Here is a 22,832-nt window from a genome sequence, read left to right on the forward strand (position 1 = left end):
TTGTTCTCGATGCCTTGCGCTTCGGTGTTGGAGAAAGGCAGGTTGTTCGGGTCCTGACAAACCCGGAAGGCCTTGCGCGCGGGCGGCGCGTCTTGCGCGGCAGCGGGCGCGACCAGGCCGACCGAAAAGGCCATCGCAAGGGTGCCGGCGGCCAGCCCGGCGACGGTCAAGGTCATTGGATCTCCGCCACTTTGGCGCGGGTGATCGCACCGTCGGAGCGGCCTTTGAGGTAGGCGTAGAGGTGGTCGATGTTGTCCATCACCTGCTTGCTGTTGCCGAAGCTCTGCATGCCCTTTTGCAGGCGACCGTCGCGCACGACCGTCACGAAGTCTTCTTTGCTCAGCACCTTCAGGCTGGCGATCAGCGAGGGGCCGACCATGCCTTCCTGGTTGGCGCCGTGGCAGCGGTCGCAGGCAGCGGCGCGCCAAGTGCGAAAACCCTGCATGGTGTTGGCATCGACCTTGTAGCCGTCGACGACCTTGTAGAGCGGCTCTTTGGCATCTTGCGCCTGAGCGAATGAAACGCCCGCGCACAGGGCCAGGCTCAGGAGGGGGAGGCGAAACATCATGATGGAAATGGTCCGTTTCAATGAAAGGGGGATGGCGCCCGTTGAGGTCCACCATCCCCGGAAAGCCCAGCCGCTTTGCACGGCTGGCTTGGATCGAAAAACTTACTCCGGCAATGCCCAGACCGTCAAAGAGCCGCCGAGTTCCGTGTACTGGTTCAGTTCACGGTAGCCGCCCACGGCGCCCAGACCGTCGGTGTCCTTCTCGAGGCCAGCCGCCATGCCGATACCGGCCCAGCCGCCGATGCCCGAGAACGTGCCCAGGTACTGCTTGCCCTTGTGCTCGTACGTGAACATGTTGCCAATGATTCCGGACGGGGTCTTGAAGCGATACAGCTCCTTGGTGATGTCCTTGGCATCGACGCACTTGAAGTGGCCTTCGAGCGTGCCGTAGCAAGACAGACCGCCCGCCGTGTTGAGCACGCCGCTCCACACCGAGAACTTCTCGGCCTTGCTCTGCACGATCTTGCCTGTGCCTGCGTCCCAGGTGATGAAGTTGCCCATGCCGCCATGGCTTCCCGGTGCCGGGAACATGGACAACGTGGCGCCGACGTACGGCTGGCCTGCGGTGTATTCGACCTTGAACGGCTCGTAGTCCATGCAGACGTGGTTCGTCGGCACGTAGAAGAGCTTGGTGTTCGGATCGAACGAGGCCGGCTGCTGGTCCTTCGTGCCCAACGCCGCCGGGCAGATGCCCTTGGTGTTGACGTCAGGACCGTTCTGCGCGGTCGAGTACTGCTTCACCACTTGCGGGCGGCCCGTCTTCATGTCGACGTGCGTGGCCCAGTTCACCTTCGGGTCGAACTTCTCGGCCACGAGCAACGCACCGGAGATGCGGTCCATGGTGTAGCCGAAGCCGTTGCGGTCGAAGTGCACCAGCGCCTTGGTGGGCTTGCCCTTGACGTTGATGTCCGCCAGGATCATCTCGTTGATGCCGTCGAAGTCCCACTCGTCGAACGGGGTCATCTGGTAGACCCACTTGGCCATGCCGGTGTCGACGTCGCGGGCGAAGATGGTCATCGTCCACTTGTTATCGCCCGGACGCTGCGAGGGATTCCAGGTGGAGGGGTTGCCGGTGCCGTAATAAACGAGATTGGGCGCCTTGTCGTAGCTGAACCAGCCCCAGGTGGTGCCGCCGCCGATCTTCCACTGATCGCCCTTCCAGGTCTTCAGCGAAGAATCCTTGCCGACCGGCTTCATCTGGCCGTCGGTCCAGGTCATGGTCTTTTCCGGATCCATCAGCATCTCGGCGTCGGGGCCGACGCTGTAGCCCTTCCAGGCCAGCTTGCCGTCCGAGAGGTTGTAGGCGGCCAGGAAGCCGCGCACGCCCCACTCACCGCCGGAGATGCCGGTGATGACCTTGTCCTTGAAGACGTGCGGCGCGTTGGTGTTCACGGCGCCGAGCTTCGGATCGCCGTTCTTCACGCTCCACAGGACCTTGCCTGTCTTGGCGTCCATCGCCACGAGCATGGAGTCGGCCTGCTGCAGGATGATCTTGCCTTCGGCATACGCCAGACCGCGGTTGACGGTGTCGCAGCACATCTGCGGAATCACGGCCGGATCTTGCTTGGGCTCGTACTTCCAGACGATCTTCTGGGTGTTCAGGTCGAGCGCGAAGACCTTGTTGGGGAAGGGCGAATGCAGGTACATCATGTCGCCGATCACGAGGGGCGAGCCCTCGTGGCCGCGCAGCACGCCGGTGGAGAAGGTCCACGCGACCTGCAGCTTGCCGACGTTCTTGGTGTTGATCTGGTCCAGCTTGCTGTAGCGCTGGTTGTACATGTCGCCGGCCTGCACGGCCCAGTTCTTGGAATTGGCGATGTTCTTCTCGACATCGGCATTGGCGTGCACCAGCATAGGCGCTGCCAGCAATGCCAATCCGAGAGGGCTCATCAAGCGCCAACCCGATTGCTTAGACACTTTCATCGTCGTCTCCGTAGTAGGAATGGATGGGTACAGCTTTGGGTTTGCTCCTTAGCGCTCCCCACCGTGTTTGTATTCCCCGTCAGGCGCGTCTGATACCTAGGACAGACCCTGTCCGCCCGCGACCGGCCTCGGGCGCCTGACTCAGATTGAGACAAACCTAAGGGATTGCCCGGCCGGCCCGACTTCTACAATTCCGGGCTTCCCGTCTTTCAGGCTCGTTGCGATGACCTCTCCGCCCGAAAACCGCCGTCAATCGCCGCCGCTGCTCGAAAGCCGGCTTCAATCGCTGCCGTTGATCGCGCGCGGCAAGGTTCGCGACAACTACGCCGTCGGCGCGGACCGCCTGCTGATGGTCGCGTCCGACCGGCTGAGCGCTTTCGACGTGGTGATGGCCGAGCCGATCCCGGACAAGGGCGAACTGCTTACGCGCATGGCGCTGTTCTGGTTCGAGCGGCTGGGCGGCATCGTTCCCAACCACCTGACGGGCGAGGCGCCCGAAAGCGTGGTCGGCGAGTCGGAACGCGACCAGATTCGTGGCCGCTCGATGCTGGTCAAGCGCTTGCGGCCCCTGCCGGTCGAGGCGGTGGTGCGCGGCTATCTGGCGGGCTCGGGCTGGACGGAGTACCAGGCCGGCGGTGCCGTGTGCGGCGTGAAGCTTGCCGCGGGCCTGCGCAATGCCGACAAGCTGCCCGCGCCGATCTTCACGCCCGCCACCAAGGCCGAGAGCGGCGCCCACGACGAGAACATTTCCTTCGAGCGCATGGTGCAGATCGTCGGCGCGCCGCTGGCCGATCAGGTGCGCCGCACCTCCATCCTGCTGTACGAGACCGCTGCCGCGTTTGCGCTCGGCAAAGGGATCATCATCGCCGACACCAAGTTCGAGTTCGGCCTCGACGAGGCGGGCACGCTGATCCTGATGGACGAGGTGCTCACGCCCGATTCATCGCGTTTCTGGCCGGTTGAAGGCTATGCGCCGGGCGGCAATCCACCGAGCTACGACAAGCAGTTCGTGCGCGATTGGCTCGAGCAGGTGCGCATCGATGGCCGGCCTTGGAACAAGAAGGCCCCGGCGCCGGCATTGCCGAGCGACGTGGTCGAGAAGACGGCGCTCAAGTACCGTGAGGCGTTCGAGCGGCTCACTGGTTAGAACAGCACCATGCTGAGCTTGCGCCGATAAGCATCCACCACGGGGTCGCTGGCGACTGCAGCAGAGCGCCCGGCGATCTCGAGCGTGCCTTTGGCCTCGGCGGCGGCCGGCTTGGGCAGCGGCTTGGTCAGGATCTCGAGCACGGCCACGTAAAGCTTGCGGGCACGCTCCTCGCCCCAGGCCTTGTCGCGCATGAGGATCTCGAGCAGCTCGTCCATCGCCTCGGTGTAGCGCTGCTCGGCCACATGACGCTGCGCGAGTTCGAAGCGCGCCGCGAAGTCGCGCTTGTTGGCAGCGAGGGCGGCGTTCAGCGCATCCAGCGGCCGCGCATGCACAGCAGCTTCGCAGGCTTCGAGCCACAGGCCGAGCGCCGCGGCTCGCACGTCGACGATGGCCTTGGGCACCAGCGGCTCGTAGATGCGCCGCGCATCGTCGGTGCGGCCGGCTTCGAGGAGACGCTTGACATAGTCGGCTCGGATCGCATCGTCGCCCGGCGCCAGCGCGAGCGCCTCGGAGAGCTTGGCGAGCGCGGCTTCGGGATCGCCGCCGGCGGCCAGTTGTTCGGCCTCCTGCACTTCTTCCTCGGCGGCGAGTGCTTCGGTGCTCGGCACGTGCTTGTCGAGGAACGCGCGGATCTGGGCTTCGGGCAGCGCGCCGACGAAGCCGTCGACCGGCTGCCCGCCGAGGAACATCACGCAAAACGGGATCGAACGCACCCCGAAGGCTTGGCTCAACTGGCCGGCGATTTCGGGCTGCGCTTCGCTGTCGAGCTTGGCCAGGGTGAAGCGCCCGGCGTAAGCCACTTCCAGCTTCTCGAGCATCGGCCCGAGCGTCTTGCACGGTCCGCACCACGGCGCCCAGATGTCGAGCAGCACCGGCTGCTTCAGCGAGGCGGTGATCAGGTCGGATTCGAAGTTTTGAAGGGTGATGTCGATCATGGTCTTGAGAATGAGTACCGGCTCGGCGAGCCCCGTACGTCGCCTGCACGCCGCCTACAATTTGCGGCTTTCCTGTCGAGAACCGGAGCGGCCGTGAGCGCAGCGATTCCCCTGATCGGCGTGGTGATGGGCTCCAGCAGCGACTGGGAGGTCATGAGCCACGCAGCCGACATTCTCACCGAGTTCGGCGTGCCCTTCGAGGCGCAGGTGGTCTCGGCGCACCGCATGCCCGACGACATGTTCCGCTACGCCGAAGGCGCCCGCGAGCGCGGGCTCGCCGCCATCATCGCCGGCGCCGGCGGCGCCGCGCATCTGCCCGGCATGCTGGCCGCCAAGACGTCCGTACCGGTGCTCGGCGTGCCGGTGCCTTCCAAGCATCTGCAGGGTGTCGATTCGCTGCACAGCATCGTGCAGATGCCGCGCGGCGTGCCGGTGGCCACCTTCGCGATCGGTGCGGCCGGCGCGGCCAACGCGGCGCTGTTCGCGGTGGCGCTGCTGGCCCATGCCGATGCTGCGCTGCGCGAGCGGCTCGATGCGTTTCGCGCCCGGCAGACCGAAGCCGCGCGGGCAATGACCGTCGGCTTGGCGGCGCCGGCGCGCCAGCAAGGCTGACGATGAGCCATCACAAGACCATCCTTCCCGCCCTCAGCGGCGCCGGCGCGCAGGCCACCACGCTCGGCGTCATGGGCGGCGGCCAGCTCGGCCGCATGTTCGTGCAGGCGGCGCAGCGGCTGGGTTACTTCACGGCGGTGCTCGACCCTGATGTCGCCAGCCCCGCCGGCCTGGTGTCGCACGTGCACGTACAAACAGACTACCTCGACGAGCAGGGCCTGGCGCAGATGCTGCAACGCTGCGCTGCCATCACCACCGAGTTCGAGAACGTGCCGGCCGGCGCGCTCTACACACTGGGCGCGCACCTGCCGGCCGCGCCGGGCGCCGACGCAGTGGCGATCTGCCAGAACCGCGCCGCCGAAAAACTGCACTTTCGCCGCTGCGACGTGGCTTGCGCGCCGCATGCGGTGATCGAGACGGCCGAGCAGTTCGCCACTGTCGATGACGCGCTGCTGCCCGGCATTCTGAAAACGATCAGCCTCGGCTACGACGGCAAGGGCCAGATGCGCGTTCGAACGCGCGACGAACTGGCTGCTGCGTGGCGGGAGTTGGGCGGCACGCCGTGCGTGCTCGAGAAACTGCTGCCGCTGGCTTTCGAGGTGAGCGTGATCCTGGCACGCGGTGCCAGTGAGGACGTTGTGCTGCTCCCGGTCCAGCGCAACCTGCACCGGGACGGCGTCCTGGCGGTCACCGAAGTGCCGGCGCCGGGCGTGAGCGAGGCGCTCGCGGCGCAGGCGGGCGAGGCAGCCACGCGCATTGCCGCCGGCCTGAACTACGTCGGTGTGCTGTGCGTCGAGTTCTTCGTGCTCGAAGACGGCACGTTGGTCGCCAACGAGATGGCGCCGCGGCCGCACAACTCCGGCCACTACAGCCTCGACGCCTGCGACGTGTCGCAGTTCGAGTTGCAGGTGCGCTGCATGACCGGGCTGCCGCTCACCGCGCCGCGCCTGCATTCGGCCGCGGTCATGCTCAACCTGCTCGGCGACCTGTGGTTCGACGCACAGGGGCGTGAGCGCACGCCGCCGTGGGCCGAGGTGCTGGCGTTGCCCGGTGCTCACCTGCACCTGTACGGCAAGAGCGGCGCGCGGCCCGCCCGCAAGATGGGCCACCTGACGGTGACCGCTGCAACGTTCGAGGCGGCGCGCGCGGTGGCGCTCGAAGCCGCGGCGCTGCTAGGACTGCCGGCGTTCTGACCGGCCCGCGATGACAAGGCTGGACGGCACCGTGCCGCAAGCTGCCGCGCAGGCCGCCCGGCGGCTCGCAGAGGGTGAACTGGTCGCCTTCGCGACCGAGACGGTCTACGGCCTCGGCGCGCGCGCCGACGACGATGCGGCCGTCGCGAAGATCTTCCATGCAAAGGGCCGGCCGGCCGACCATCCGCTGATCGTGCACGTGACGAACATCCCTGCCGCCGCTGCGTTCTGCGATGCCCTGCCGCCGCTCGCCCAGCGGCTGATGACGACGTTCTGGCCGGGGCCGCTGACGGTCATCGTCGCCCGCCGCCGCGGCGTGGCCGAAGCTGCGGCCGGCGGCCACGCCACCATCGGTCTTCGCGCACCGGCCCATCCGCTGGCCCAGGCGCTGCTCGCCGAAGCGGCGGCGCTCGGCGTACCGGGCATCGCAGCGCCGAGCGCCAACCGCTACGGCCGCATCAGCCCGACCCGCGCCGCGCATGTTCGAAGCGAGTTCGCCGATGTGTTGCCGGATCTGTGCGTGCTCGACGGCGGCGACTGTGCCGTCGGCATCGAGTCGAGCATCATCGATTGCTCGCGCGGCCATGCCGTTTTGCTGCGATCCGGCGTGCTGACCCGTGCGCAACTCGAGGCTGCGGCGGGCGAGCCGCTGCGCGAAGCCGACGCCTCGGCGCCGCGTGCTTCAGGCACCCTGGCCTCGCACTACGCGCCGCGCGCCACGCTGCGGCTGATGTCCGGCGCCGCGCTGCGCAGCGCGCTCGAGGTGCTGCCGCTCGAAGCCCTGCCCGCCTCGAGCCCACGCAGGCTGGCGGTATATTCTCGCAGCACCCTGCCGCCGCGTCTGGCGGGTCGGCGCATGCCGGACGATGCCGCGGCTGCGGCGCATGAACTCTTTGCAGTGCTGCGCTCGTTCGACGACGAAGGCGTGCAGCTCATCTGGGTCGAGGAGCCGCCGCCCGATGCCGCCTGGGACGGCGTGCGCGACCGGCTGCGGCGTGCCGCCACGCGCTGAAGCGCTTCCTTCTCCCTTCGCCTTTTCGCTTCCTGGAGCACGCATGACTGTTGGCACTTTTTCCGTTCGCGGCACGGGCCGCCTGATGCCGCCGACGGCGTGGCGCGCCGCGGCGAGCGCCGTGCTGCTCGCACTGGCCGGTTGCGGCGGCGGCGACACCGTCGACGACTTCTCGCCGCGGCGGCTGCTGGTGCTGGGCGACGAGACGAGCGTGATCACGGCCGACGGGCTCAAGTACAGCGTCAATGCGCTCGATCCCGTGGCGCCGGCCCCTGCGCCGGGGGCCTCGGCGCCGACGGGGGTAGACAACCCTCCCGCAGGCCCGATCGATTGCCGTGCGAACCGCCTGTGGATCCAGGTGATCGCCGAGGAGTACGGCTTCGGCTTCGAGGAGTGCAACAGCGATCCTGCCGGCACGCCGCAGCGAGGCATCATTTATGCGACGGTCGGCGCGCGGGTGGCCGACATCGCGGCTCAGGTCGGCGCCCACGAGGCCAGCAGCAGCTTCACGTCGTCCGATCTGGTGACCGTGTTCGTCGGCCAGCACGACATCCTCGACATCTACGCGAGCGTGACGGCTGCCGATCAATGCCGATACGCCGTGGCCGACCCCGATCGCTCGGGCGTGGCCGCGCGTTCCGCGCGCGAGCGGGGCGCGGCGCTGGGCCGGCAGATCAACGCCATCGCGCGCAACGGCGACGGAGGCAGGGTGCTTTTCGTGACCGTGCCGAATCAGGGGGCGACGCCTTTCGCGAGGCAGCAGCCGACCGACTTCAACCGCCGTGACTGCCTGCACAACCTGACCGATGCCTTCAACGCCGGCTTGCGCACCGACGTCGTCGCAGACGGGCGGCAGGTCGGGCTGGTGGCCATCGACGAGCAGGTGGAACTGATCCTCGACGACAACGATCGCTTCGGCTTCGACGATGCGAACGTGACCGACGCGACGTGCAGACCCGAAACTCCCTTGCCCAACTGCACCACCGGCACGCTGAAGTACGCCGCCAGCAGCGACGACTACCTGTGGGCCGACGATCTGCATTTCGGCCCCGAACTGCACGATCTGCTTGGCGACCTGGCGACTTCGCGGGTGCGCAACAACCCGTTCTGATCCGGAGGTTGCCAGGCGCGGGCAGCGTTTGTTGCCGCAGCGACCTGCCGGGTTTCTCCGCTGCGAAGCGTGCCGGAGCGCCGCCTACAGTCGGCGCTCCCCGGCGGCCACACTCGAGGGCCGACTGCGCACATCACAAGGACGCCGCACGATGAACAAGACCTTGCGCCGCTGCGGCGTTTCACTCGCGATGGCGAGCCTGCTGGTGGCCTGTGGCGGCGGCAGTGACGACGACGATTATTCAAGGGTCGTCAACTTCGGCGACAGCCTCAGCGACGCCGGCACCTACCAGGTAACGGAGGTGGCGGCGAGCGGCGGCGGTCGCTTCACGGTCAACGGACCCGACGTGCGGCTGTGGACCGATCTGTTGGCCGGGGAAGTGGGTGCGGCGGCGCCTTGCCCGGCGGAAAAAGGGCTCAACAGCGACCCTGCCGTCCTCACACCGGTCATGCCGCCCATTCCTCAACCCGATTGCTACAACTATGCGCAAGGCGGCTCGCGCGTGACGGAGCCGATCGGGCCCAACAACCGTGCCTTGCAGCCGATTGCGCCGAGCGGTGCGCTGGGTCACCTCACCGTGCCGCTGGTGACCCAGGTGTCGCGTCATCTCGCCAAAGGCAACGGCCGCTTCGGCGACGACGAACTGGTCACCGTGCTGGCCGGCGGCAATGATCTGTTCATCAACCTTGCGGCGGTCGATGCCGCCGCGATGCAGCCCGGGGCGACGCAACAATCGGTCGATGCGGCCGTTCAGGCGGCACTCGTGGCCATGGGTAATGCCGGCGCGCAGCTGGCGACGCTGATCGAGGAGCAAATGGTCGCCAAGGGCGCCGAGCGGGTCGTGCTGGTCAACCTGCCGGACGCCAGCCTGACGCCGAGCGCACGCGAGGAGAGCCCGCAGACGCAAGCGCTCATCCGGCAGATGACGACGACCTTCAACACGCAACTCCAAGCCGGCGTGAACGGCGTGAACGAGGTGTTGGTGGTCGATGCCTTTGCTCAAAGCCAGGACGAGGCCGCCAATCCCGGGCGCTACGAGCTCGACAACGTGAGCGACGGAGCCTGCACGTCCTCACTGGGCTCATGGAACTGCACCCAGGCCACGCTCATTGCGGGCGACACGTCTCGCTACCTGTTTGCCGACGACGTGCATCCCACGCCGTACGGCCATTTCCTGATCGCCGACGCAGTGCTCACCGCCCTGGCTCGGCGCGGCTGGCTCTGAGCCGACGGCGCTTTTCACCGCGGGCCGCACGTTTCTCGCCCCCGCCACTTGAGCGCCAGGATCACGAGCGCCAGGCCGAGCGTCACGCTGTTGGCCAGCACCATCGGCCACGAACGCAGCGCCAGGCCGTAGACGAGCCACAGCGCGATGCCCAGCGTGAAGCTGACGTACATGCCCAGCGACACGCCGGCCAGATCGCGCGTTCGCCAGGCCAGCCAAGCCTGCGGCACGAAGGCCGCGGTGGTCAGCAGCGCGGCGGCATAGCCGACCCATTCCCAGGAAAAAACGACGGCCGGCGGGCTCATTGGAGCACCCTGCGCGCGACGCGCGGTTCCGTCGAACGGGAGCACGAGGGGCGGCCCGGCGTGTTCACGGCGAGCCCTCCTGCGCCGTCCAGTCGAGCAGCGCATCGAGCACCGGCCGCCCGGCATTGGCGTTCGGATGGTTCAGGATGGCGACGAAGACATAGCGACGCCCCGAGGTGCCGATCACATAGCCGGCCAGGCCGGCGGCGTCGCGCAGCGAGCCGGTCTTGAGGTGGGCACGGCCCAGGGCGGAGCCCCAGATCCGGCCCGGCCGTCTCGCGGTGCCGTCCACGCCCGTCAGGGGCAGCGAACTGCTCAGCTCCGGCATCAAGGGACTGGCCCACAGCGCCTGCAGCCAGGCGCCCAGGCAGCGCGCGCTGCTGCGCGAACTTCGCGAAAGGCCCGAGCCGTTGTCGATCATCACCTCGGCCTGCGTGCAAGCGGTGCGCTCGCGCACGTGCTGGCTCACGGCGGCGCGCGCGGCTTGGGCGGTGTCGAGCGGCACGGCGGGGAAGGGTGCTGCGCTGGCGGCGTTCTGTTGAATCTGCGGCCCGCCCGGCGGCGGCAAGACGATCGGCAGCGCGGGGGCCGACATGGCCGCGGAGGCCGATGCCAAGGCGGGTGCCCCCTGCGGCAACTGAGGTGTGGCTGCCTCGAGCCCCAGGCTGAGGAAGAGCTGCTGAGCCATCACGTTGTTGCTGAACTTGTTGATGTCCCGAACCACCGAAGCCAGCGGCGGCGAGGCGAATTCGAACAGCAGCGCGGCTTCGGGCGCTGTCACGCCTTCGCGCACCCGGCCGCCGAGCCGGCCGCCCATTTCGCGCCACAGCGCCTCGACCAGGCGGGCGTTGTAGCTGGCCGGGTCGGCGTAGGCCAGCGACCAGCTCTTCTCGCCGCAGGCGACCGGGTAGCTGCCCGAAAACCTCAGCCGCGCGGGGTCGCTGAAATCGGCCTTCAGCGCGCCCCGCCAGTTCCCGCAGTCGTTCGACGTCAGCGGCACGCTGGCATCGATCCGCACGCCGGCAAGCGCGACATCGGAATGGATGCGAGCGACCTTGCGCGGCACGTCGGGCACGAAGCCCAGCGTGATCGACTTGAGGTTGAGCATCAGCGCGTCGGGCTGTACGTTGTAGGGCCGCAGCGCGTCGCCGTCGAAATCGGCCGGGTCGCCGGGCCGGTGATTGAACGCGCTGCCATCGAGCACGATGTCGCCGCGCACCTCGCGCACGCCGCGTTGCTGAAGCTGGCGCAGCAGCAGCCACAGGCGCTCGATCACCAGCGTCGGATCGCCGCGGCCCTGGATCACCAGGTCGCCGTGCAGCACGCCGCGGGCGTCGATCCGCCCGGCCGCGAGCACCGGGGTGGCCCAGGTCCAGGCCGGGCCGAGAAGTTCTAGCGCCGCGCCGGTGCTGTAGAGCTTCATCAGCGAAGCCGGATTCACCGCTTCCCGGGCGCGCCAGGTGAGACGCGGCGCCTGGTTCCCTGGCGGCCCGACTTCGGCAACCCATGCGACCAGGGCTTCGGGCGGGAGGCGGGCGGCGGCCAGCGCCATCTGCACGGAGATCGGCAGCGGGTCGTCGGCGGCGACTGCCCCGCTGATGAAAACGCCCAGCAGCCAGCAGGCGGAAAGACGGCGCAACAGGCGTGAACGACTCATCGCAACCATGATAAGTGGCACTTGCGGCGCGGCCGCTGCAACCACGCCGCTAGACTCGGTGCATGGCCTTTTCCAGCGAGATCGTCGGCGCATACGGCCTCGGGCGAAAGTCGCTGAGAGGCAGCGCGCCCCAGCCTGCGCAAGGCCGCTTTGTTCGCTTGCCGAGCCTGGGCAGCCGGGCCGTCGGACCGGTACGTCAATGACTGCCCGCCTGCTCGTCCTCGACGCCGCGACCGAGACCCTGCACCTCGGGCTCACGGTGGACGGCCGCCAGCTGCTGCGCGCCTTGCCGGGCGGCGCCCGCGCTTCGGCCGCGTTGCTGCCCGGCCTGCTCGATCTGCTGCGGGAGGGCGGCATCGAGCTCGCGCAGCTCGATGCCATCGGCTTCGGTCGCGGCCCAGGTGCCTTCACCGGCGTGCGTGCGGCGTGTGCAGTCACGCAAGGTCTGGCCTTCGGCGCTGCGTTGCCGGTGCTGGCGCTGGATACCTTGCTGGCGGTGGCCGAAGACGCGCGCCAGCAGGGCGCCGTCGGCGATGTCTGGGTGGCCGTCGATGCCCGCATGGGCGAGGCCTACGCAGCGCACTTCCGCCACGACGGCGTGCGCTGGCTCGAACTCGCGGCGCCGGCGCTGCACGACCCCGCTGCGCTGGCGTGTCACATCGCCGCCGACTCGGAAATGCCGGCGGTCGCGGGCAGTTCGCTGCTGGCGCATGCGCACGCCTGGGCCGATGTCCGCACGCCGTGCTGGCCGCATGCCACGCCACGCGCTGCGGCGCTGCTCGCCTTGGCGCTGGCCGCCTGGGCTCGTGGCGAAGGACTCGACGCCGCCCAGGCGCTGCCGCTCTACGTGCGCGACAAGGTCGCTCAGACCACGGCCGAGCGGGGCGCCGCACGCGCGCAGGCGGCGGCGCTGGCGGATACGGAGCGCCCGGCGTGACCCCGGCGCCGAGCCGCTGCCAAACACAAGCCATCCCGGCGACGGCGAGCGCAGAGGTCTGCGAGCGTCGCGCCGGCCGGGGCAATGCCACAGGCCGGTCGCCATGAACGCCGTCGTTCAGCCGGCGTCGCGCATGCTGTTGCCGCTGCGCGAGGAAGACCTCGACGCGGTGCTCGAGATCGAACAGGCGACCTACGACTTCCCCTGGACGCGCGGCAACTTCCTCGACTCGCTGCGTGCAGGCTACGAGATGCAGGGCCTGGTGGCGCCGCAGTACGGGCTGATCGGCTACTTCATCGCCATGCAGGGCGCGGGCGAACTGCACCTGCTCAACATCAGCGTCGCGCCGGCCGAACAGCGCCGAGGACATGCGCGCTACATGCTCGACGAGTTGCGCGCGCTGGCCCGGGCGCGCCGCGCCGCGCAGCTCTGGCTAGAAGTGCGCGTCTCCAACGAGCGGGCCCGCGCGCTCTACGAGCGCTACGGCTTTCGCAACACCGGCCTGCGCCGCGGCTACTACCCGGCGCTCGGTCGCAAGCGCGAGGATGCGGTGGTGATGAGCCTGCAGATCCCGGAGGCCGCTCATGGGCTGGGATGACCGACAGCGGGCTTTGCTCGCCGAGTTGGGAGTTCGCTTTTGGGTGGATCCCCGACCGGGCGGTGATCCTGGCGACCCGCTCGGGCCCGACCGCCCGTCCGAGACCGGGAGTGATCCTCGGCTCGACGCCTCCAGGGTTTCCTCGCGGCAGTCCGATCGCTCTCTTCCGGACCTTCCCTCCACGAGGGAGGCGGCACAAGCCGTAACGTCTTCGGGGCGGCAACCCGCGGGTATCGAGGCGATGGAGTGGCCCGCGCTGCGGGCGGCGGTCGCCGGCTGCACCGCTTGCGGGCTGTGTCACGGCCGCCGCAATACCGTCTTCGGAGCCGGCTCTCCGGGCGCGCACTGGATGATCGTCGGCGAGGCGCCGGGCGAGCAGGAGGACCGGCAGGGCGAGCCCTTCGTCGGCAAGGCCGGGCAGTTGCTCGACAACATGCTGCGCGCGCTCGGCCTTCACCGCGACGCTGGTAGTGCCGAAGGCGGCGAGGCTGCCGCGTCGGCAGCCACGGGCGACGCGGCGCAGCGTGTGGTCCTCGCCAACGTCCTCAAGTGCCGCCCGCCGATGAACCGCAATCCGCTGCCCGAGGAGGTGGCGCAGTGCGAGCCGTATTTGCGGCGGCAGGTCTCGCTGGTGCGCCCACGCATGATCCTGGCGATGGGGCGCTTCGCGGTGCAGTCCTTGCTGCGCAGCGATCTCCCGATCGGCAAGTTGCGCGGCCGCCTGCATGCCTACGAAGGCGTGCCCCTGGTCGTGACCTATCACCCGGCCTATCTACTGCGCAACCCGGCCGATAAGGCGCGTGCCTGGGACGACCTGTGCCTGGCGCGCTCGGCGCTGCGTGCGGCCGACCCGGTCCCGGGCACACCACGAAGCGGGGATTGAAGCGCGCCGGTGGCGACCTATCATCGGCCGCCGCCCGAGCCTGCCCTTGTCCGCCCTGCCTACTTCGCACCCGCAAGCGCCGTCCCTGTGGGACGCGTTGCCGAGCAGCGTGCTGCTCCTATCGCGAGACGGCCGTGCGCTGCACGTCAACACCGCCTTTTGCGCTTTTACCGGCCTGACGGCGGCGGCCGCTCAGGGGCGTGGCTGGCTGGCGGCCGTCGCCCCTGCCGCGCAGCCGGCACTGCTTGCGGCGCTTCATAGCGCGGAGGATTTTTCGCTGCAGCTGCAGTGGCAATGCGTGCAGGGTGAAGGCAGCCTGCGCGAGGCCTGGGTCGACTGCGCCGGGCGCTGGCGCGCCGAGCACGGCGGCCACGTCTGCGTGCTGCACGACATGTCGCAGGCTCGCCGCGCCGAACAGGCGGCGCGGGCTCAGGCCGAGCAGTTGCGCCTGCTCGCTGACAACGTGCCCGCGCTGATCGCCTACTACGCCGCCGGCGACAACACCTGCCTGTTCGCCAACAAGCAGTACGCGCAAACTTTCGGCTGGGACGAACACTCCATCGTCGGGCGCAGCGTGACCGACATCATCGGCGAGGCGGCCGAGCAGCAGATCCAGCCGCACGTCGACATCGTGCTGCAGCAGCAGCGCCCGGTCGTCTACGAGCGGCGGTTGCAGCGCCCCGATGGCCGCGCGCAATGGCTGGAGGTGCACCTCGTGCCGCACATCGATGCCGAGGGCCGGTCGATCGCCTGTTTCGTGCTGATCTCCGACATCACCCGCCACCGCCTCGCCGAGCAGGCGGTGCGCGAGTCGGAGGAGCGCTTCAGCAAGTTCGTGCAGGCCAGCTGCGAAGGCATCGTTTTTCACAAGGACGGCTTCATCACCGACGCCAACGCGCCGGCCTGTGCGCTCGTCGGCTACGAACTCTCCGAGCTGCTCGGGCGCCGCGCGCTGGATTTCGTGGCGCCTGACCAGCTCGCCAAGGTGGCCGCCGTGATGGCCGCGAGCGAGGAAACCGCCTACGAAAGCGCGATCATCGACAAGGCCGGCCGGCGCATCGCGGTCGAGTTCATCGTGCGCAGCATGCACTGCGGCGGTGAGCCCATGCGCATGACCGTCGTGCGCGACATCCGCGACCGCCAAGCCGCGCAGGCGCGCATTCACCATCTGGCCCACCACGACGAGCTGACTGGCCTGCCCAACCGTCTGGCCTTCATGGAGCAGATCGAGCCGCTGATGGCGCAGGCGAAAAGCAGCGCCGAGCCGCTGGCGCTGCTGTTCATCGACCTCGACCACTTCAAACGCGTCAACGACTCGCTCGGCCACCTGGCCGGCGACGCGCTGCTGCACACCGTGGGGCAGCGCATCGTCGCGCTGCTGCGCGCGTCCGACCGGGTGGCGCGCTTCGGCGGCGACGAGTTCATGGTGCTGCTGTCCGGCGGCTCGCCGCGCGAGGTGGTGGCGGAGGTGGCGCTCAAGCTGCTGGCCGCGATCGAGGCGCCGCTGCATGCCGGCGGGCGGCCGATCACGGTCACGCCCTCGATCGGCATCGCCATCTATCCCGGCGACGGCGATACCCCGGCGCAACTGATCAAGAACGCCGACGCGGCGATGTACCTGGCCAAGGCACGCGGCCGTGCCAACGTGCAGTTCTTCGACCATGCGCTGGCCCGAAGCGCCTACGCTTCGCTGGTCATGGAAGGCCAGCTCGCGCAGGCGCTCGAACGCGGCGAGTTCGTGTTGCACTTCCAGCCGCAGGTGCGCGCCAGCGATGGCGTGCTGGTCGGCGCCGAGGCCCTGGTTCGCTGGCAGCACCCCGAGCGCGGCCTGCTGCTGCCCGACGAGTTCATCGCGCTGGCCGAGCAGCAGCGGCTGATGCTGCCGCTGGGCCTGTGGGTGCTGCGCGAGGCGGCCCGTGCGGCGCGGCGCTGGCACGAGACCGGTGCGCCCGGAGCGGCCGAGGTGCCGGTGGCGGTGAACCTGTCGATGCTGCAGTTCCAGGCGGCCGGCTTCGTCGAGGGCATCGAGGAAGTGCTGCGCGAGGTCGGCCTGCCCGGCCGGCTGCTCGAGCTGGAACTCACCGAGCGCATGCTGATGGACGACCTGCCGGAGGTTCGCCGCAAGCTGAACCAGCTCAAGGCGCTGGGAATCCTGCTCGCGGTCGACGACTTCGGCACGGGCTACTCGTCGCTCGGCCACCTCAAGGAGTTGCCGATCGACAAGATGAAGATCGACCGTTCCTTCGTCACCGACCTGCCGCAGCGGCGCGACTCTGCGGCCATTGCCCGGGCGATCATCCAGATGGCGCGCGGCCTGGACATCACGGTCATCGCGGAAGGCGTGGAGACCGAGGCACAGCGGGCGTTTTTGTCCCGCGAGTGTTGCGACGAACTGCAGGGCGAGGCGATCAGCCCACCGCTTTCCGCAGAGGCGTTTGAGGCCTGGAGAGCTCGCGCCGCGGGCGGCTGAGCGGCCTTCGCGAGGGGCTCAGCGGCCGCGCTCGAGGTAGCGCTTGCGCCGGAAATAGACCACCAGGCCGAGTGCCAAACCCAGCATCGCCGAGCTCGTGATCCACACGCCGGCGTTGCTGTGGACCAGTGGCAGGAAGTCGAAGTTCATGCCGAAGAAGCCGGTGATCAGGTTGAGCGGCATGAACACGGCGGTGAGCACGGTGAGCGTGCGCATGATCTCGGCGGTGCGGTTGCTCTGCGCCGAGAAGTGCATCTGCACCGCGCCCTCGGCCGAACCCTCGAGCCGTCGCACATGGGTGAGCACGCGCTCGATGTGCTCGAGCACGTCGCGCGAGCGCACCCGCAGCAGCTCGCGCTCGCGGCGCGCGGCGGGGTCGGGCTCGTCGGGCCATTCGTCGAGCGCGTCGATCCATTCGGACACGGCGCTGCGCTGGTCTTCGCACACGTCCTCCAGCAGGTGCAGGGCGTTGCGCGAATCGAGCAGCATCTGCCAGTCGCGGAAGTGGCTGCGCGGGCGGAACAGCTCTTGCTGCAGATAGCCGAGCTGCTTGGTCAGCAGGCGCCGCAGCTCCAGGTAGCTGTCGACCATGTGGTTGACCATGCGTAGCATCAGGTCGGCCGGGCTCGACGGCAGCCGCGCGCCGGTGGTCCGTGCCTCGGCGCCCTGGCCGATCTGGCCGAGCCGGTTGGCGAAGAAGTCGCGCACCTGGCAGTCGGTGGGGTGCACGGTGATCAGCACGCGGTCGAATACCGCGAAACCGACCGGGCTGGTATCGATGGACGCGAGCGCCTGCCGGGCGCTGGCCACCGTGCCGCGGTTCTCGTCGGCGAAAAGGCTGCTGCTGCCGGTGCCCGCGGCCAAGCGGCGAAACACCATCACGTCGTACCAGGAGGTGTAGTCGAATGTGGACGGCAACTGGGTGTTGAGCAGATCGGAGATGTGCAGGTCGACGAGCTGGCCACCGGTCCAGCGCTGCAGCGCGTTCTGCAAGGTGGCCACGCCGACCTCGAACTCGCGCCGCGCGCTGCCAATCCACAAGTAGCCGCTGCGAGGCAGCCGGTCGGGCAGCTCCTGCAGTTCGGTGAACTGCTCGGCGCTGACATGAAAGATCCGCATCGGCCGATCAGCCGCGAGCCGGGCCGGCGCCAGCACGGCGCAGCACCCGTGCCGCCGCCAGCGCGAAGTAGCTCAGCACGCCATCCGCGCCGGCGCGCTTGAACGCCAGCAGCGACTCCATCATCACCGCCTCGCCGTCGAGCCAGCCGTTCGCCGCCGCGGCCTGCAGCATGGCGTACTCGCCGCTCACCTGATAGGCGAAGGTCGGCACGCGGAACTCTTCCTTCACGCGGCGCACGATGTCGAGGTAGGGCATGCCGGGCTTGACCATCACCATGTCGGCGCCCTCGGCAAGGTCCATGGCCACTTCGCGCAGCGCCTCGTCGCTGTTGCCCGGATCCATCTGGTAGACCTTCTTGTCGCTCTTGCCGAGGTTCGCTGCCGAGCCGACGGCGTCGCGGAAGGGCCCGTAGAAGGCGCTCGCGTACTTGGCGCTGTAGGCCATGATGCGGGTGTGAACCAGGCGCTTGCCCTCGAGCGCTTCACGGATGGCGCCGATCCGGCCGTCCATCATGTCGCTGGGCGCCACGATGTCCACGCCGGCCCCGGCCTGCACGAGTGCCTGCTGCGCAAGCACCGCCACCGTTTCGTCGTTGAGGATGTAGCCCGTGTCGTCGAGCAGGCCGTCCTGGCCGTGGCTGGTGTAAGGATCGAGGGCCACGTCGGTCAGCACGCCGAGTTGCGGAAAGCGGCGCTTGAGCTCGCGCACGACGGTCGGCACGAGGCCCTCGGCGTTGAGCGCCTCGCGGCCGTCGGGTGTTTTCTTCGCGGCGTCGATCACCGGGAACAAGGCCAGCACGGGCACGCCGAGCGCGACGCACTCTGCTGCGACCGGCAGCAGACGGTCCAGACTCAGGCGCTGCACGCCCGGCATCGAGGCGACGTCTTGCGCCTGGTTGCGGCCCTCGAGCACGAACACCGGCAGGATCAGGTCGGCGGGCGAGAGCGCGTGCTCGCGCACCAGGGCGCGTGTGAAGTCGTCGCGGCGCAGGCGGCGCGCGCGCGTGGCGGGAAAGCGTTGCGGGTAGCTCACGGGGTGATGCGGAGAGACGCTGCGGGCCCTGCCCGGTCGCCGCCCCGCAGGGCCGGCGCATCGGGCACACCCGGCGCCGCGGGCGCGGGAAAGTTGCCGCGGATGATACGTCTCGGGGTCGGCCCGGGCCATGCTTGGCGGCCTCGCGGTGATGCCGGCGCGGGCATCGGAAACGGGCAGTGGCGTTCGCGGCGGCGGTGTCGGTCGGGGACCGCGCGGTCTCGCGGGCCAGCCGGATCGCAGGGCTGGGGATAATCGCCCCGATGCTCTGGATCAAAGCCTTCCACATCGTCTTCGTCGCGAGCTGGTTCGCCGGCCTGTTCTATTTGCCGCGGATCTTCGTCAACCTCGCGATGACGCCCGCCGACAGCCATGCCGAACGCGAGCGACTGCTGCTCATGGCGCACAAGCTGTACCGCTTCAGCACCTTGCTGATGCTGCCCGCGCTGGCGCTGGGTCTGTGGCTGTGGCTGGGCTACGGCATCGGCCGCGGCTCGTTCACCGAGGGCAACGGCTGGCTGCACGTGAAGCTGGCCCTGGTGTTGGGAGCGATCGGCTACCACCATGTCTGCCGACGGCTGCTGCGTGACTTCGAGCAGTTCGCCAACCGCCGCAGCGACCGCTGGTACCGCGTCTTCAACGAGGTGGCCGTGCTGGTCTTCATCGCGATCGTCGTGCTGGTGGTCGTGAAGCCGTTCTAGATGCGCCCACGCTCGCTGCGTTCACAACCTCCGCAGGCGAACGCCGAGATCACTGCCGACCGCAGCTCGGCCTGGCCGCTGGCTGCCGTGTGTCTGTGCGTGATCGTCTATGCCAGCCTGCATCCCTTCTCGGGCTGGCGGCTACCGACGGGCAGCGCGGCCGGATGGCCCTGGCTGCCCTCGGCAATCGCCCAGAGCCAGTTCGATGTCGTTGCCAATCTGCTGGGCTATTTACCGCTCGGCGCGCTCCTTGCCGCTGGCGTTCTGCGCGACGGGCGCTCGCGCTGGCTCGCTTTCCTGGCCGCGGCGCTGGTGGCAGGCGCGCTGAGTTATGTGATGGAGTCCTTGCAGCACCTCCTGCCGCTTCGGGTGCCCTCGCGGGTGGACTGGGCGCTCAACACGGCCGGCGCAGCGGTCGGTGCGCTGATGGCCGCTGCAGCCGAGGCCTTGGGCGGGCTGGCGCGTTGGCAGCGCTGGCGTGAGCGCTGGTTCTTGCGGGGACCCGGCTTCGGGCTGGCGCTGTTGCTGCTGTGGCCTTTCGGCCTCCTGTTTCCGCCGCCGCTGCCCTTCGGCCTGGGCCAGGTGCTCGGTCGCGTCCGCGACGCGCTCGCCGGCGCGCTGACCGGCACCGCCTGGGACGGCTGGCTGCGTCCGAGCAGCGCGCTGCCGCCGGCGCCGCTCGCACCCGGCGTGGAACTGCTCGGTATCGTGGCCGGGCTGCTCGCGCCCTGCCTGCTCGCCTTCGCGCTCACGCGCCCCGGCGCCCGGCGCGTGATCCTGCTGGCCGGTGCGCTGCTGCTCGGCGCGGCGGCCACCACGCTGTCGACGGTGCTCAATTTCGGCCCAGACCACGCGCTGACCTGGCTCACGCTGCCGGTCGTGCCCGGCTTTGCGGTGACGGTCGCGGTGGCCTTGCCTCTGGTCTTGCTGTCGGCGCGCAGCGCCGCGGCGCTGGCGTTGCCGGTGATCAGCCTCGGTCTGGCGCTGGTCAATCTGGCGCCTGCCGATCCTTACTACGCGGCCAGCCTGCAAAGCTGGGAGCAGGGCCGCTTCATCCGTTTTCACGGCTTGTCGCAGTGGATCGGCTGGCTGTGGCCGTGGGCGACGCTGGTTTACCTGATCGGCCGCGTTGCGGCCCGTGACCCGGGCGAAACCTAGAATCCTGCGATGAGCTACTACGAGCGCCACATTTTCTTTTGCCTGAACCAGCGCGACGGCGAAGCCTGCTGCGCCGATAGAGGCGCCGAGGCCGGTTTCTCGCGGTGCAAGTCGCGCGCCAAGGCCGCGGGGCTGATCGGCCCCGGCAAGCTGCGCGTCAACCGCGCGGGCTGCCTGGACCGCTGCGCCGGCGGGCCGGTGGCGGTGGTCTATCCGGAAGGCGTCTGGTACACCTTCGTGGACGAGGACGACATCGATGAGATCGTCGATTCGCACCTCGTGCACGGCCGTGTTGTCGAGCGGCTGCTTCTGCCGCCCGATGTCGGCCATTGAGCCGAAGCTAGGCGACGTCCGAATGAACGCACAAACGCAGCGCCTCGTGCTGCCCGGCCCGGCCGGTGACATCGAATGCGCCGTAGACCAGCCGGCCGCGGCGGCGGGCGGGCATCTCGCTGCGCCCTCTGCGCTGATGGTGATCTGCCATCCCCACCCCCAGCATGGCGGCACGCTCGACAACAAGGTGGTGCAGACCCTGGCGCGCGCCGGGCTGGCGCTGGGCTATCGGACGGTGCGCTTCAACTTCCGCGGCGTGGGCGCTTCGGCCGGTGCCTGGGACGAGGGCCGCGGCGAGATCGACGACGCCTTGGCCGTGATCGAGGCCAGCCGTGCGGTAGACGGCGTCGCGGCCCTGCCTTGGGTGCTGGCCGGCTTTTCTTTCGGCGGCTATGTCGCGGCCAGCGCCGCGGCGAGGCTGCATGAGGCGGGTGGCGCCCCCGACCGGCTGGCCCTGATCGCGCCATCGACGCTCAAGCAGACCGTGCCCGCCGTGCCGCAGGACACTCTGGTCATCCACGGCGAGGCCGACGACGTGGTGCCGCTCGCGGCCACGCTCGACTGGGCCCGGCCGCAGACGATTCCGGTCACCGTGATTCCCGGTGTCGGCCATTTCTTTCACGGGCAGCTCGCGCTGCTCAAATCGCTGGTGGTGCGCGCCTGGTCGCAAGCTCTGTGAACCGAATCGCGCCACTGCACTCCATCTCCGCTTTCCGCTCCCAAGACCCTCATGAAAAGACTGTTTGCCCTGCTGTTCGCCTTCGCCGTTGCCGCCGCACAGGCGCAGGCACCGCAAGCGCCCGAGATCGCGGCGCGCTCCTTCCTGCTGTTCGACGTCACCACCAACCAGGTGCTGGCGGCCAAGAATCCGGACGAGCCGGTCGAGCCGGCCTCGCTGACCAAGCTGATGAGCGGCTATCTGGTCTTTCAGGCGCTGCGCGACAAGAAGCTCACGCTCGAGCAGACGCTGCAGGTCTCGGAGCGTGCCTGGCGCACCGGCATGACCGGCGCTTCGCGCACCTTCCTGCCGCTGAACAGCCAGGTGGCGGTCGATGATTTGCTCAAGGGCATGATCGTGCAGAGCGGCAACGATGCGACCGTGGTCTTGGCCGAGGGCGTCGGCGGCACTTACGAGCAGTTCGTGGAGATGATGAACCGCCAGGCCCAGGCCTTCGGCCTCAAGGCGACCAGCTTCAAGAATCCTGAGGGCCTGACCGCGTCCGGCCACACCAGCACGGCGCGTGATCTGGCCCTGATCGCCACCCGTCTGGTGCGCGACTTTCCCGAGTACCTGCACTACTACTCGACCAAAGAGTTCACCTACAACAAGATCAAGCAGAACAACCGCAACCTGCTGCTCTACCGCGACCCGAGCGTCGACGGCCTGAAGACGGGGTACACCGACGCAGCCGGCTATTGCCTCATCACCACCGCCCGGCGTGACTTTCCGAACGGCCAGCGCCGCTTGATCAGCGTGGCGCTGGGTGCGGCCTCGGCCGAGGCGCGCGCCAATGAAAGCCAGAAGCTGCTCAACTGGGGCTTCGCTTCCTTCGACGCGGTCAAGCTGTTCGAGGCCAACCAGGCCGTCGTAAGCCCGGCCGTCTGGAAAGGCGCCAGCAATACCGCCAAGCTGGGCAGCGCCCAGGCGGTAGTGGTCAGCGTGCCCAAGGGCGAAGGCGACAAGCTCAAGACCGACATTTCCCGCACCGATCCGCTGGTGGCCCCCCTCGCCAAGGGCCAGGTGGTCGGCAGCATCAAGGTGAGTGCGGCCGGCGCCACCGTGGTCGAAGTGCCGCTGGCGGTGCTCGAGCCCGTCGAGCAGGCGGGGCTGCTCGGCCGCGCGTGGGACGCACTGCGCTTGTGGATACAGTGAAACGCTTGCGGCGGCCCGCCGTCCGACCTAGGCTGC

At 68.9% G+C, this 22,832-nt stretch carries 22 protein-coding genes; 15 read left to right on the forward strand and 7 right to left on the reverse strand.

Annotation, left to right across the window (positions count from 1 at the left end):
- Nucleotides 1-172 precede the first annotated feature (172 nt).
- Together H0W38_RS00385 and H0W38_RS00390 are read right to left on the reverse strand one after the other, a co-directional pair.
- Entirely contained in the window at nt 173-568 is a 396-nt protein-coding gene (locus tag H0W38_RS00385) for a cytochrome c (RefSeq protein WP_292450569.1), read from the reverse strand.
- Between the two features lie 102 nt (nt 569-670).
- Entirely contained in the window at nt 671-2,458 is a 1,788-nt protein-coding gene (locus H0W38_RS00390; RefSeq protein WP_292450570.1) for a methanol/ethanol family PQQ-dependent dehydrogenase, read from the reverse strand.
- A gap of 256 nt (nt 2,459-2,714) precedes the next feature.
- Here H0W38_RS00390 and H0W38_RS00395 point away from each other — a divergent pair, with 256 nt between their 5' ends.
- Nucleotides 2,715-3,638: a phosphoribosylaminoimidazolesuccinocarboxamide synthase gene (locus H0W38_RS00395; RefSeq protein ID WP_292450537.1), complete on the forward strand. Its 924-nt coding sequence runs from the start codon at nt 2,715-2,717 to the stop codon at nt 3,636-3,638.
- On the opposite strand, the gene H0W38_RS00400 is transcribed toward H0W38_RS00395, so the two are convergent.
- The gene (locus H0W38_RS00400; protein ID WP_292450538.1) at nt 3,635-4,576 is read right to left on the reverse strand and encodes a tetratricopeptide repeat protein; all 942 of its coding nucleotides are present in this window, start codon (nt 4,574-4,576) and stop codon (nt 3,635-3,637) included. The two genes, H0W38_RS00395 and H0W38_RS00400, sit on opposite strands and share 4 nt — an antisense overlap.
- 126 nt (nt 4,577-4,702) lie before the next feature.
- Between H0W38_RS00400 and purE the strand changes: the two genes are divergently transcribed.
- The 5 genes from purE (at nt 4,703) to H0W38_RS00425 (ending at nt 9,729) form a co-directional block, all read left to right on the forward strand.
- Nucleotides 4,703-5,188, forward strand: coding sequence for a 5-(carboxyamino)imidazole ribonucleotide mutase (purE, locus tag H0W38_RS00405; RefSeq protein WP_292450571.1), 486 nt, complete (start codon nt 4,703-4,705; stop codon nt 5,186-5,188).
- A 2-nt stretch (nt 5,189-5,190) separates the two neighbouring features.
- The gene (locus tag H0W38_RS00410; protein WP_292450539.1) at nt 5,191-6,381 is read left to right on the forward strand and encodes a 5-(carboxyamino)imidazole ribonucleotide synthase; all 1,191 of its coding nucleotides are present in this window, start codon (nt 5,191-5,193) and stop codon (nt 6,379-6,381) included.
- A 10-nt stretch (nt 6,382-6,391) separates the two neighbouring features.
- Nucleotides 6,392-7,393 (forward strand): L-threonylcarbamoyladenylate synthase, encoded by a 1,002-nt coding sequence (locus H0W38_RS00415; RefSeq protein ID WP_292450540.1) that lies wholly within the window; start codon nt 6,392-6,394, stop codon nt 7,391-7,393.
- 43 nt (nt 7,394-7,436) lie between these two features.
- On the forward strand, nt 7,437-8,504 hold the full coding sequence (locus tag H0W38_RS00420; RefSeq protein ID WP_292450541.1) for a hypothetical protein: 1,068 nt from the start codon (nt 7,437-7,439) through the stop codon (nt 8,502-8,504).
- A 151-nt stretch (nt 8,505-8,655) separates the two neighbouring features.
- Nucleotides 8,656-9,729, forward strand: coding sequence for an SGNH/GDSL hydrolase family protein (locus tag H0W38_RS00425; protein WP_292450542.1), 1,074 nt, complete (start codon nt 8,656-8,658; stop codon nt 9,727-9,729).
- A 14-nt stretch (nt 9,730-9,743) separates the two neighbouring features.
- Here the strand turns inward: H0W38_RS00425 and H0W38_RS00430 are convergent, their stop codons facing one another.
- Together H0W38_RS00430 and H0W38_RS00435 are read right to left on the reverse strand one after the other, a co-directional pair.
- Nucleotides 9,744-10,034, reverse strand: coding sequence for a SemiSWEET family sugar transporter (locus H0W38_RS00430; protein WP_292450543.1), 291 nt, complete (start codon nt 10,032-10,034; stop codon nt 9,744-9,746).
- Between the two features lie 64 nt (nt 10,035-10,098).
- A complete protein-coding gene (locus H0W38_RS00435) occupies nt 10,099-11,691 on the reverse strand; it encodes a D-alanyl-D-alanine carboxypeptidase (RefSeq protein ID WP_292450544.1) in 1,593 nt (530 codons plus the stop codon).
- 199 nt (nt 11,692-11,890) lie between these two features.
- Between H0W38_RS00435 and tsaB the strand changes: the two genes are divergently transcribed.
- From tsaB to H0W38_RS00455, 4 genes are all read left to right on the forward strand, one after another.
- Nucleotides 11,891-12,628 carry a tRNA (adenosine(37)-N6)-threonylcarbamoyltransferase complex dimerization subunit type 1 TsaB gene (tsaB, locus tag H0W38_RS00440; RefSeq protein WP_292450545.1) on the forward strand — a complete coding sequence of 246 codons (738 nt, stop codon included), beginning with the start codon at nt 11,891-11,893 and terminating at the stop codon, nt 12,626-12,628.
- Nucleotides 12,629-12,731: 103 nt separating this feature from the next.
- Nucleotides 12,732-13,226: a ribosomal protein S18-alanine N-acetyltransferase gene (gene rimI / locus H0W38_RS00445; RefSeq protein WP_292450546.1), complete on the forward strand. Its 495-nt coding sequence runs from the start codon at nt 12,732-12,734 to the stop codon at nt 13,224-13,226.
- Entirely contained in the window at nt 13,213-14,109 is an 897-nt protein-coding gene (locus H0W38_RS00450; protein ID WP_292450547.1) for a uracil-DNA glycosylase, read from the forward strand. The genes rimI and H0W38_RS00450 overlap by 14 nt, the downstream gene beginning before the upstream one ends.
- 46 nt (nt 14,110-14,155) lie before the next feature.
- Entirely contained in the window at nt 14,156-16,579 is a 2,424-nt protein-coding gene (locus tag H0W38_RS00455) for a bifunctional diguanylate cyclase/phosphodiesterase (RefSeq protein ID WP_292450548.1), read from the forward strand.
- Nucleotides 16,580-16,597: 18 nt separating this feature from the next.
- On the opposite strand, the gene H0W38_RS00460 is transcribed toward H0W38_RS00455, so the two are convergent.
- Entirely contained in the window at nt 16,598-17,698 is a 1,101-nt protein-coding gene (locus H0W38_RS00460; RefSeq protein WP_292450549.1) for a magnesium transporter CorA family protein, read from the reverse strand.
- Between the two features lie 7 nt (nt 17,699-17,705).
- Complete coding sequence (gene hemB, locus H0W38_RS00465; RefSeq protein ID WP_292450550.1) at nt 17,706-18,731, reverse strand: porphobilinogen synthase; 1,026 nt, start codon at nt 18,729-18,731, stop codon at nt 17,706-17,708.
- A 263-nt stretch (nt 18,732-18,994) separates the two neighbouring features.
- Between hemB and H0W38_RS00470 the strand changes: the two genes are divergently transcribed.
- The 5 genes from H0W38_RS00470 to H0W38_RS00490 are packed head-to-tail and all read left to right on the forward strand — an operon-like array spanning nt 18,995 to nt 22,796.
- Nucleotides 18,995-19,432: a CopD family protein gene (locus tag H0W38_RS00470; RefSeq protein ID WP_292450551.1), complete on the forward strand. Its 438-nt coding sequence runs from the start codon at nt 18,995-18,997 to the stop codon at nt 19,430-19,432.
- Complete coding sequence (locus H0W38_RS00475; RefSeq protein ID WP_292450552.1) at nt 19,433-20,590, forward strand: VanZ family protein; 1,158 nt, start codon at nt 19,433-19,435, stop codon at nt 20,588-20,590.
- 9 nt (nt 20,591-20,599) lie between these two features.
- Complete coding sequence (locus tag H0W38_RS00480; protein ID WP_292450553.1) at nt 20,600-20,923, forward strand: (2Fe-2S) ferredoxin domain-containing protein; 324 nt, start codon at nt 20,600-20,602, stop codon at nt 20,921-20,923.
- A gap of 22 nt (nt 20,924-20,945) precedes the next feature.
- Complete coding sequence (locus tag H0W38_RS00485; protein WP_292450554.1) at nt 20,946-21,602, forward strand: alpha/beta fold hydrolase; 657 nt, start codon at nt 20,946-20,948, stop codon at nt 21,600-21,602.
- 51 nt (nt 21,603-21,653) lie between these two features.
- Entirely contained in the window at nt 21,654-22,796 is a 1,143-nt protein-coding gene (locus H0W38_RS00490) for a D-alanyl-D-alanine carboxypeptidase family protein (RefSeq protein ID WP_292450555.1), read from the forward strand.
- The last annotated feature ends 36 nt before the right edge of the window (nt 22,797-22,832 follow it).

It is taken from the genome of Methylibium sp. (assembly GCF_013817365.1).
In the GTDB taxonomy this organism is placed as follows: domain Bacteria; phylum Pseudomonadota; class Gammaproteobacteria; order Burkholderiales; family Burkholderiaceae_C; genus Methylibium.

Coding starts and splice junctions, on each gene's coding strand:
- H0W38_RS00385 (WP_292450569.1), bottom strand. CDS start 568: ATGATGTTTCGCCTCCCCCTCCTGAGCCTGGCCCTGTGCGCGGGCGTT.
- H0W38_RS00390 (WP_292450570.1), bottom strand. CDS start 2,458: ATGAGCCCTCTCGGATTGGCATTGCTGGCAGCGCCTATGCTGGTGCAC.
- H0W38_RS00395 (WP_292450537.1), top strand. CDS start 2,715: ATGACCTCTCCGCCCGAAAACCGCCGTCAATCGCCGCCGCTGCTCGAA.
- H0W38_RS00400 (WP_292450538.1), bottom strand. CDS start 4,576: ATGATCGACATCACCCTTCAAAACTTCGAATCCGACCTGATCACCGCC.
- purE (WP_292450571.1), top strand. CDS start 4,703: ATGGGCTCCAGCAGCGACTGGGAGGTCATGAGCCACGCAGCCGACATT.
- H0W38_RS00410 (WP_292450539.1), top strand. CDS start 5,191: ATGAGCCATCACAAGACCATCCTTCCCGCCCTCAGCGGCGCCGGCGCG.
- H0W38_RS00415 (WP_292450540.1), top strand. CDS start 6,392: ATGACAAGGCTGGACGGCACCGTGCCGCAAGCTGCCGCGCAGGCCGCC.
- H0W38_RS00420 (WP_292450541.1), top strand. CDS start 7,437: ATGACTGTTGGCACTTTTTCCGTTCGCGGCACGGGCCGCCTGATGCCG.
- H0W38_RS00425 (WP_292450542.1), top strand. CDS start 8,656: ATGAACAAGACCTTGCGCCGCTGCGGCGTTTCACTCGCGATGGCGAGC.
- H0W38_RS00430 (WP_292450543.1), bottom strand. CDS start 10,034: ATGAGCCCGCCGGCCGTCGTTTTTTCCTGGGAATGGGTCGGCTATGCC.
- H0W38_RS00435 (WP_292450544.1), bottom strand. CDS start 11,691: ATGAGTCGTTCACGCCTGTTGCGCCGTCTTTCCGCCTGCTGGCTGCTG.
- tsaB (WP_292450545.1), top strand. CDS start 11,891: ATGACTGCCCGCCTGCTCGTCCTCGACGCCGCGACCGAGACCCTGCAC.
- rimI (WP_292450546.1), top strand. CDS start 12,732: ATGAACGCCGTCGTTCAGCCGGCGTCGCGCATGCTGTTGCCGCTGCGC.
- H0W38_RS00450 (WP_292450547.1), top strand. CDS start 13,213: ATGGGCTGGGATGACCGACAGCGGGCTTTGCTCGCCGAGTTGGGAGTT.
- H0W38_RS00460 (WP_292450549.1), bottom strand. CDS start 17,698: ATGCGGATCTTTCATGTCAGCGCCGAGCAGTTCACCGAACTGCAGGAG.
- H0W38_RS00470 (WP_292450551.1), top strand. CDS start 18,995: ATGCTCTGGATCAAAGCCTTCCACATCGTCTTCGTCGCGAGCTGGTTC.
- H0W38_RS00475 (WP_292450552.1), top strand. CDS start 19,433: ATGCGCCCACGCTCGCTGCGTTCACAACCTCCGCAGGCGAACGCCGAG.
- H0W38_RS00480 (WP_292450553.1), top strand. CDS start 20,600: ATGAGCTACTACGAGCGCCACATTTTCTTTTGCCTGAACCAGCGCGAC.
- H0W38_RS00485 (WP_292450554.1), top strand. CDS start 20,946: ATGAACGCACAAACGCAGCGCCTCGTGCTGCCCGGCCCGGCCGGTGAC.
- H0W38_RS00490 (WP_292450555.1), top strand. CDS start 21,654: ATGAAAAGACTGTTTGCCCTGCTGTTCGCCTTCGCCGTTGCCGCCGCA.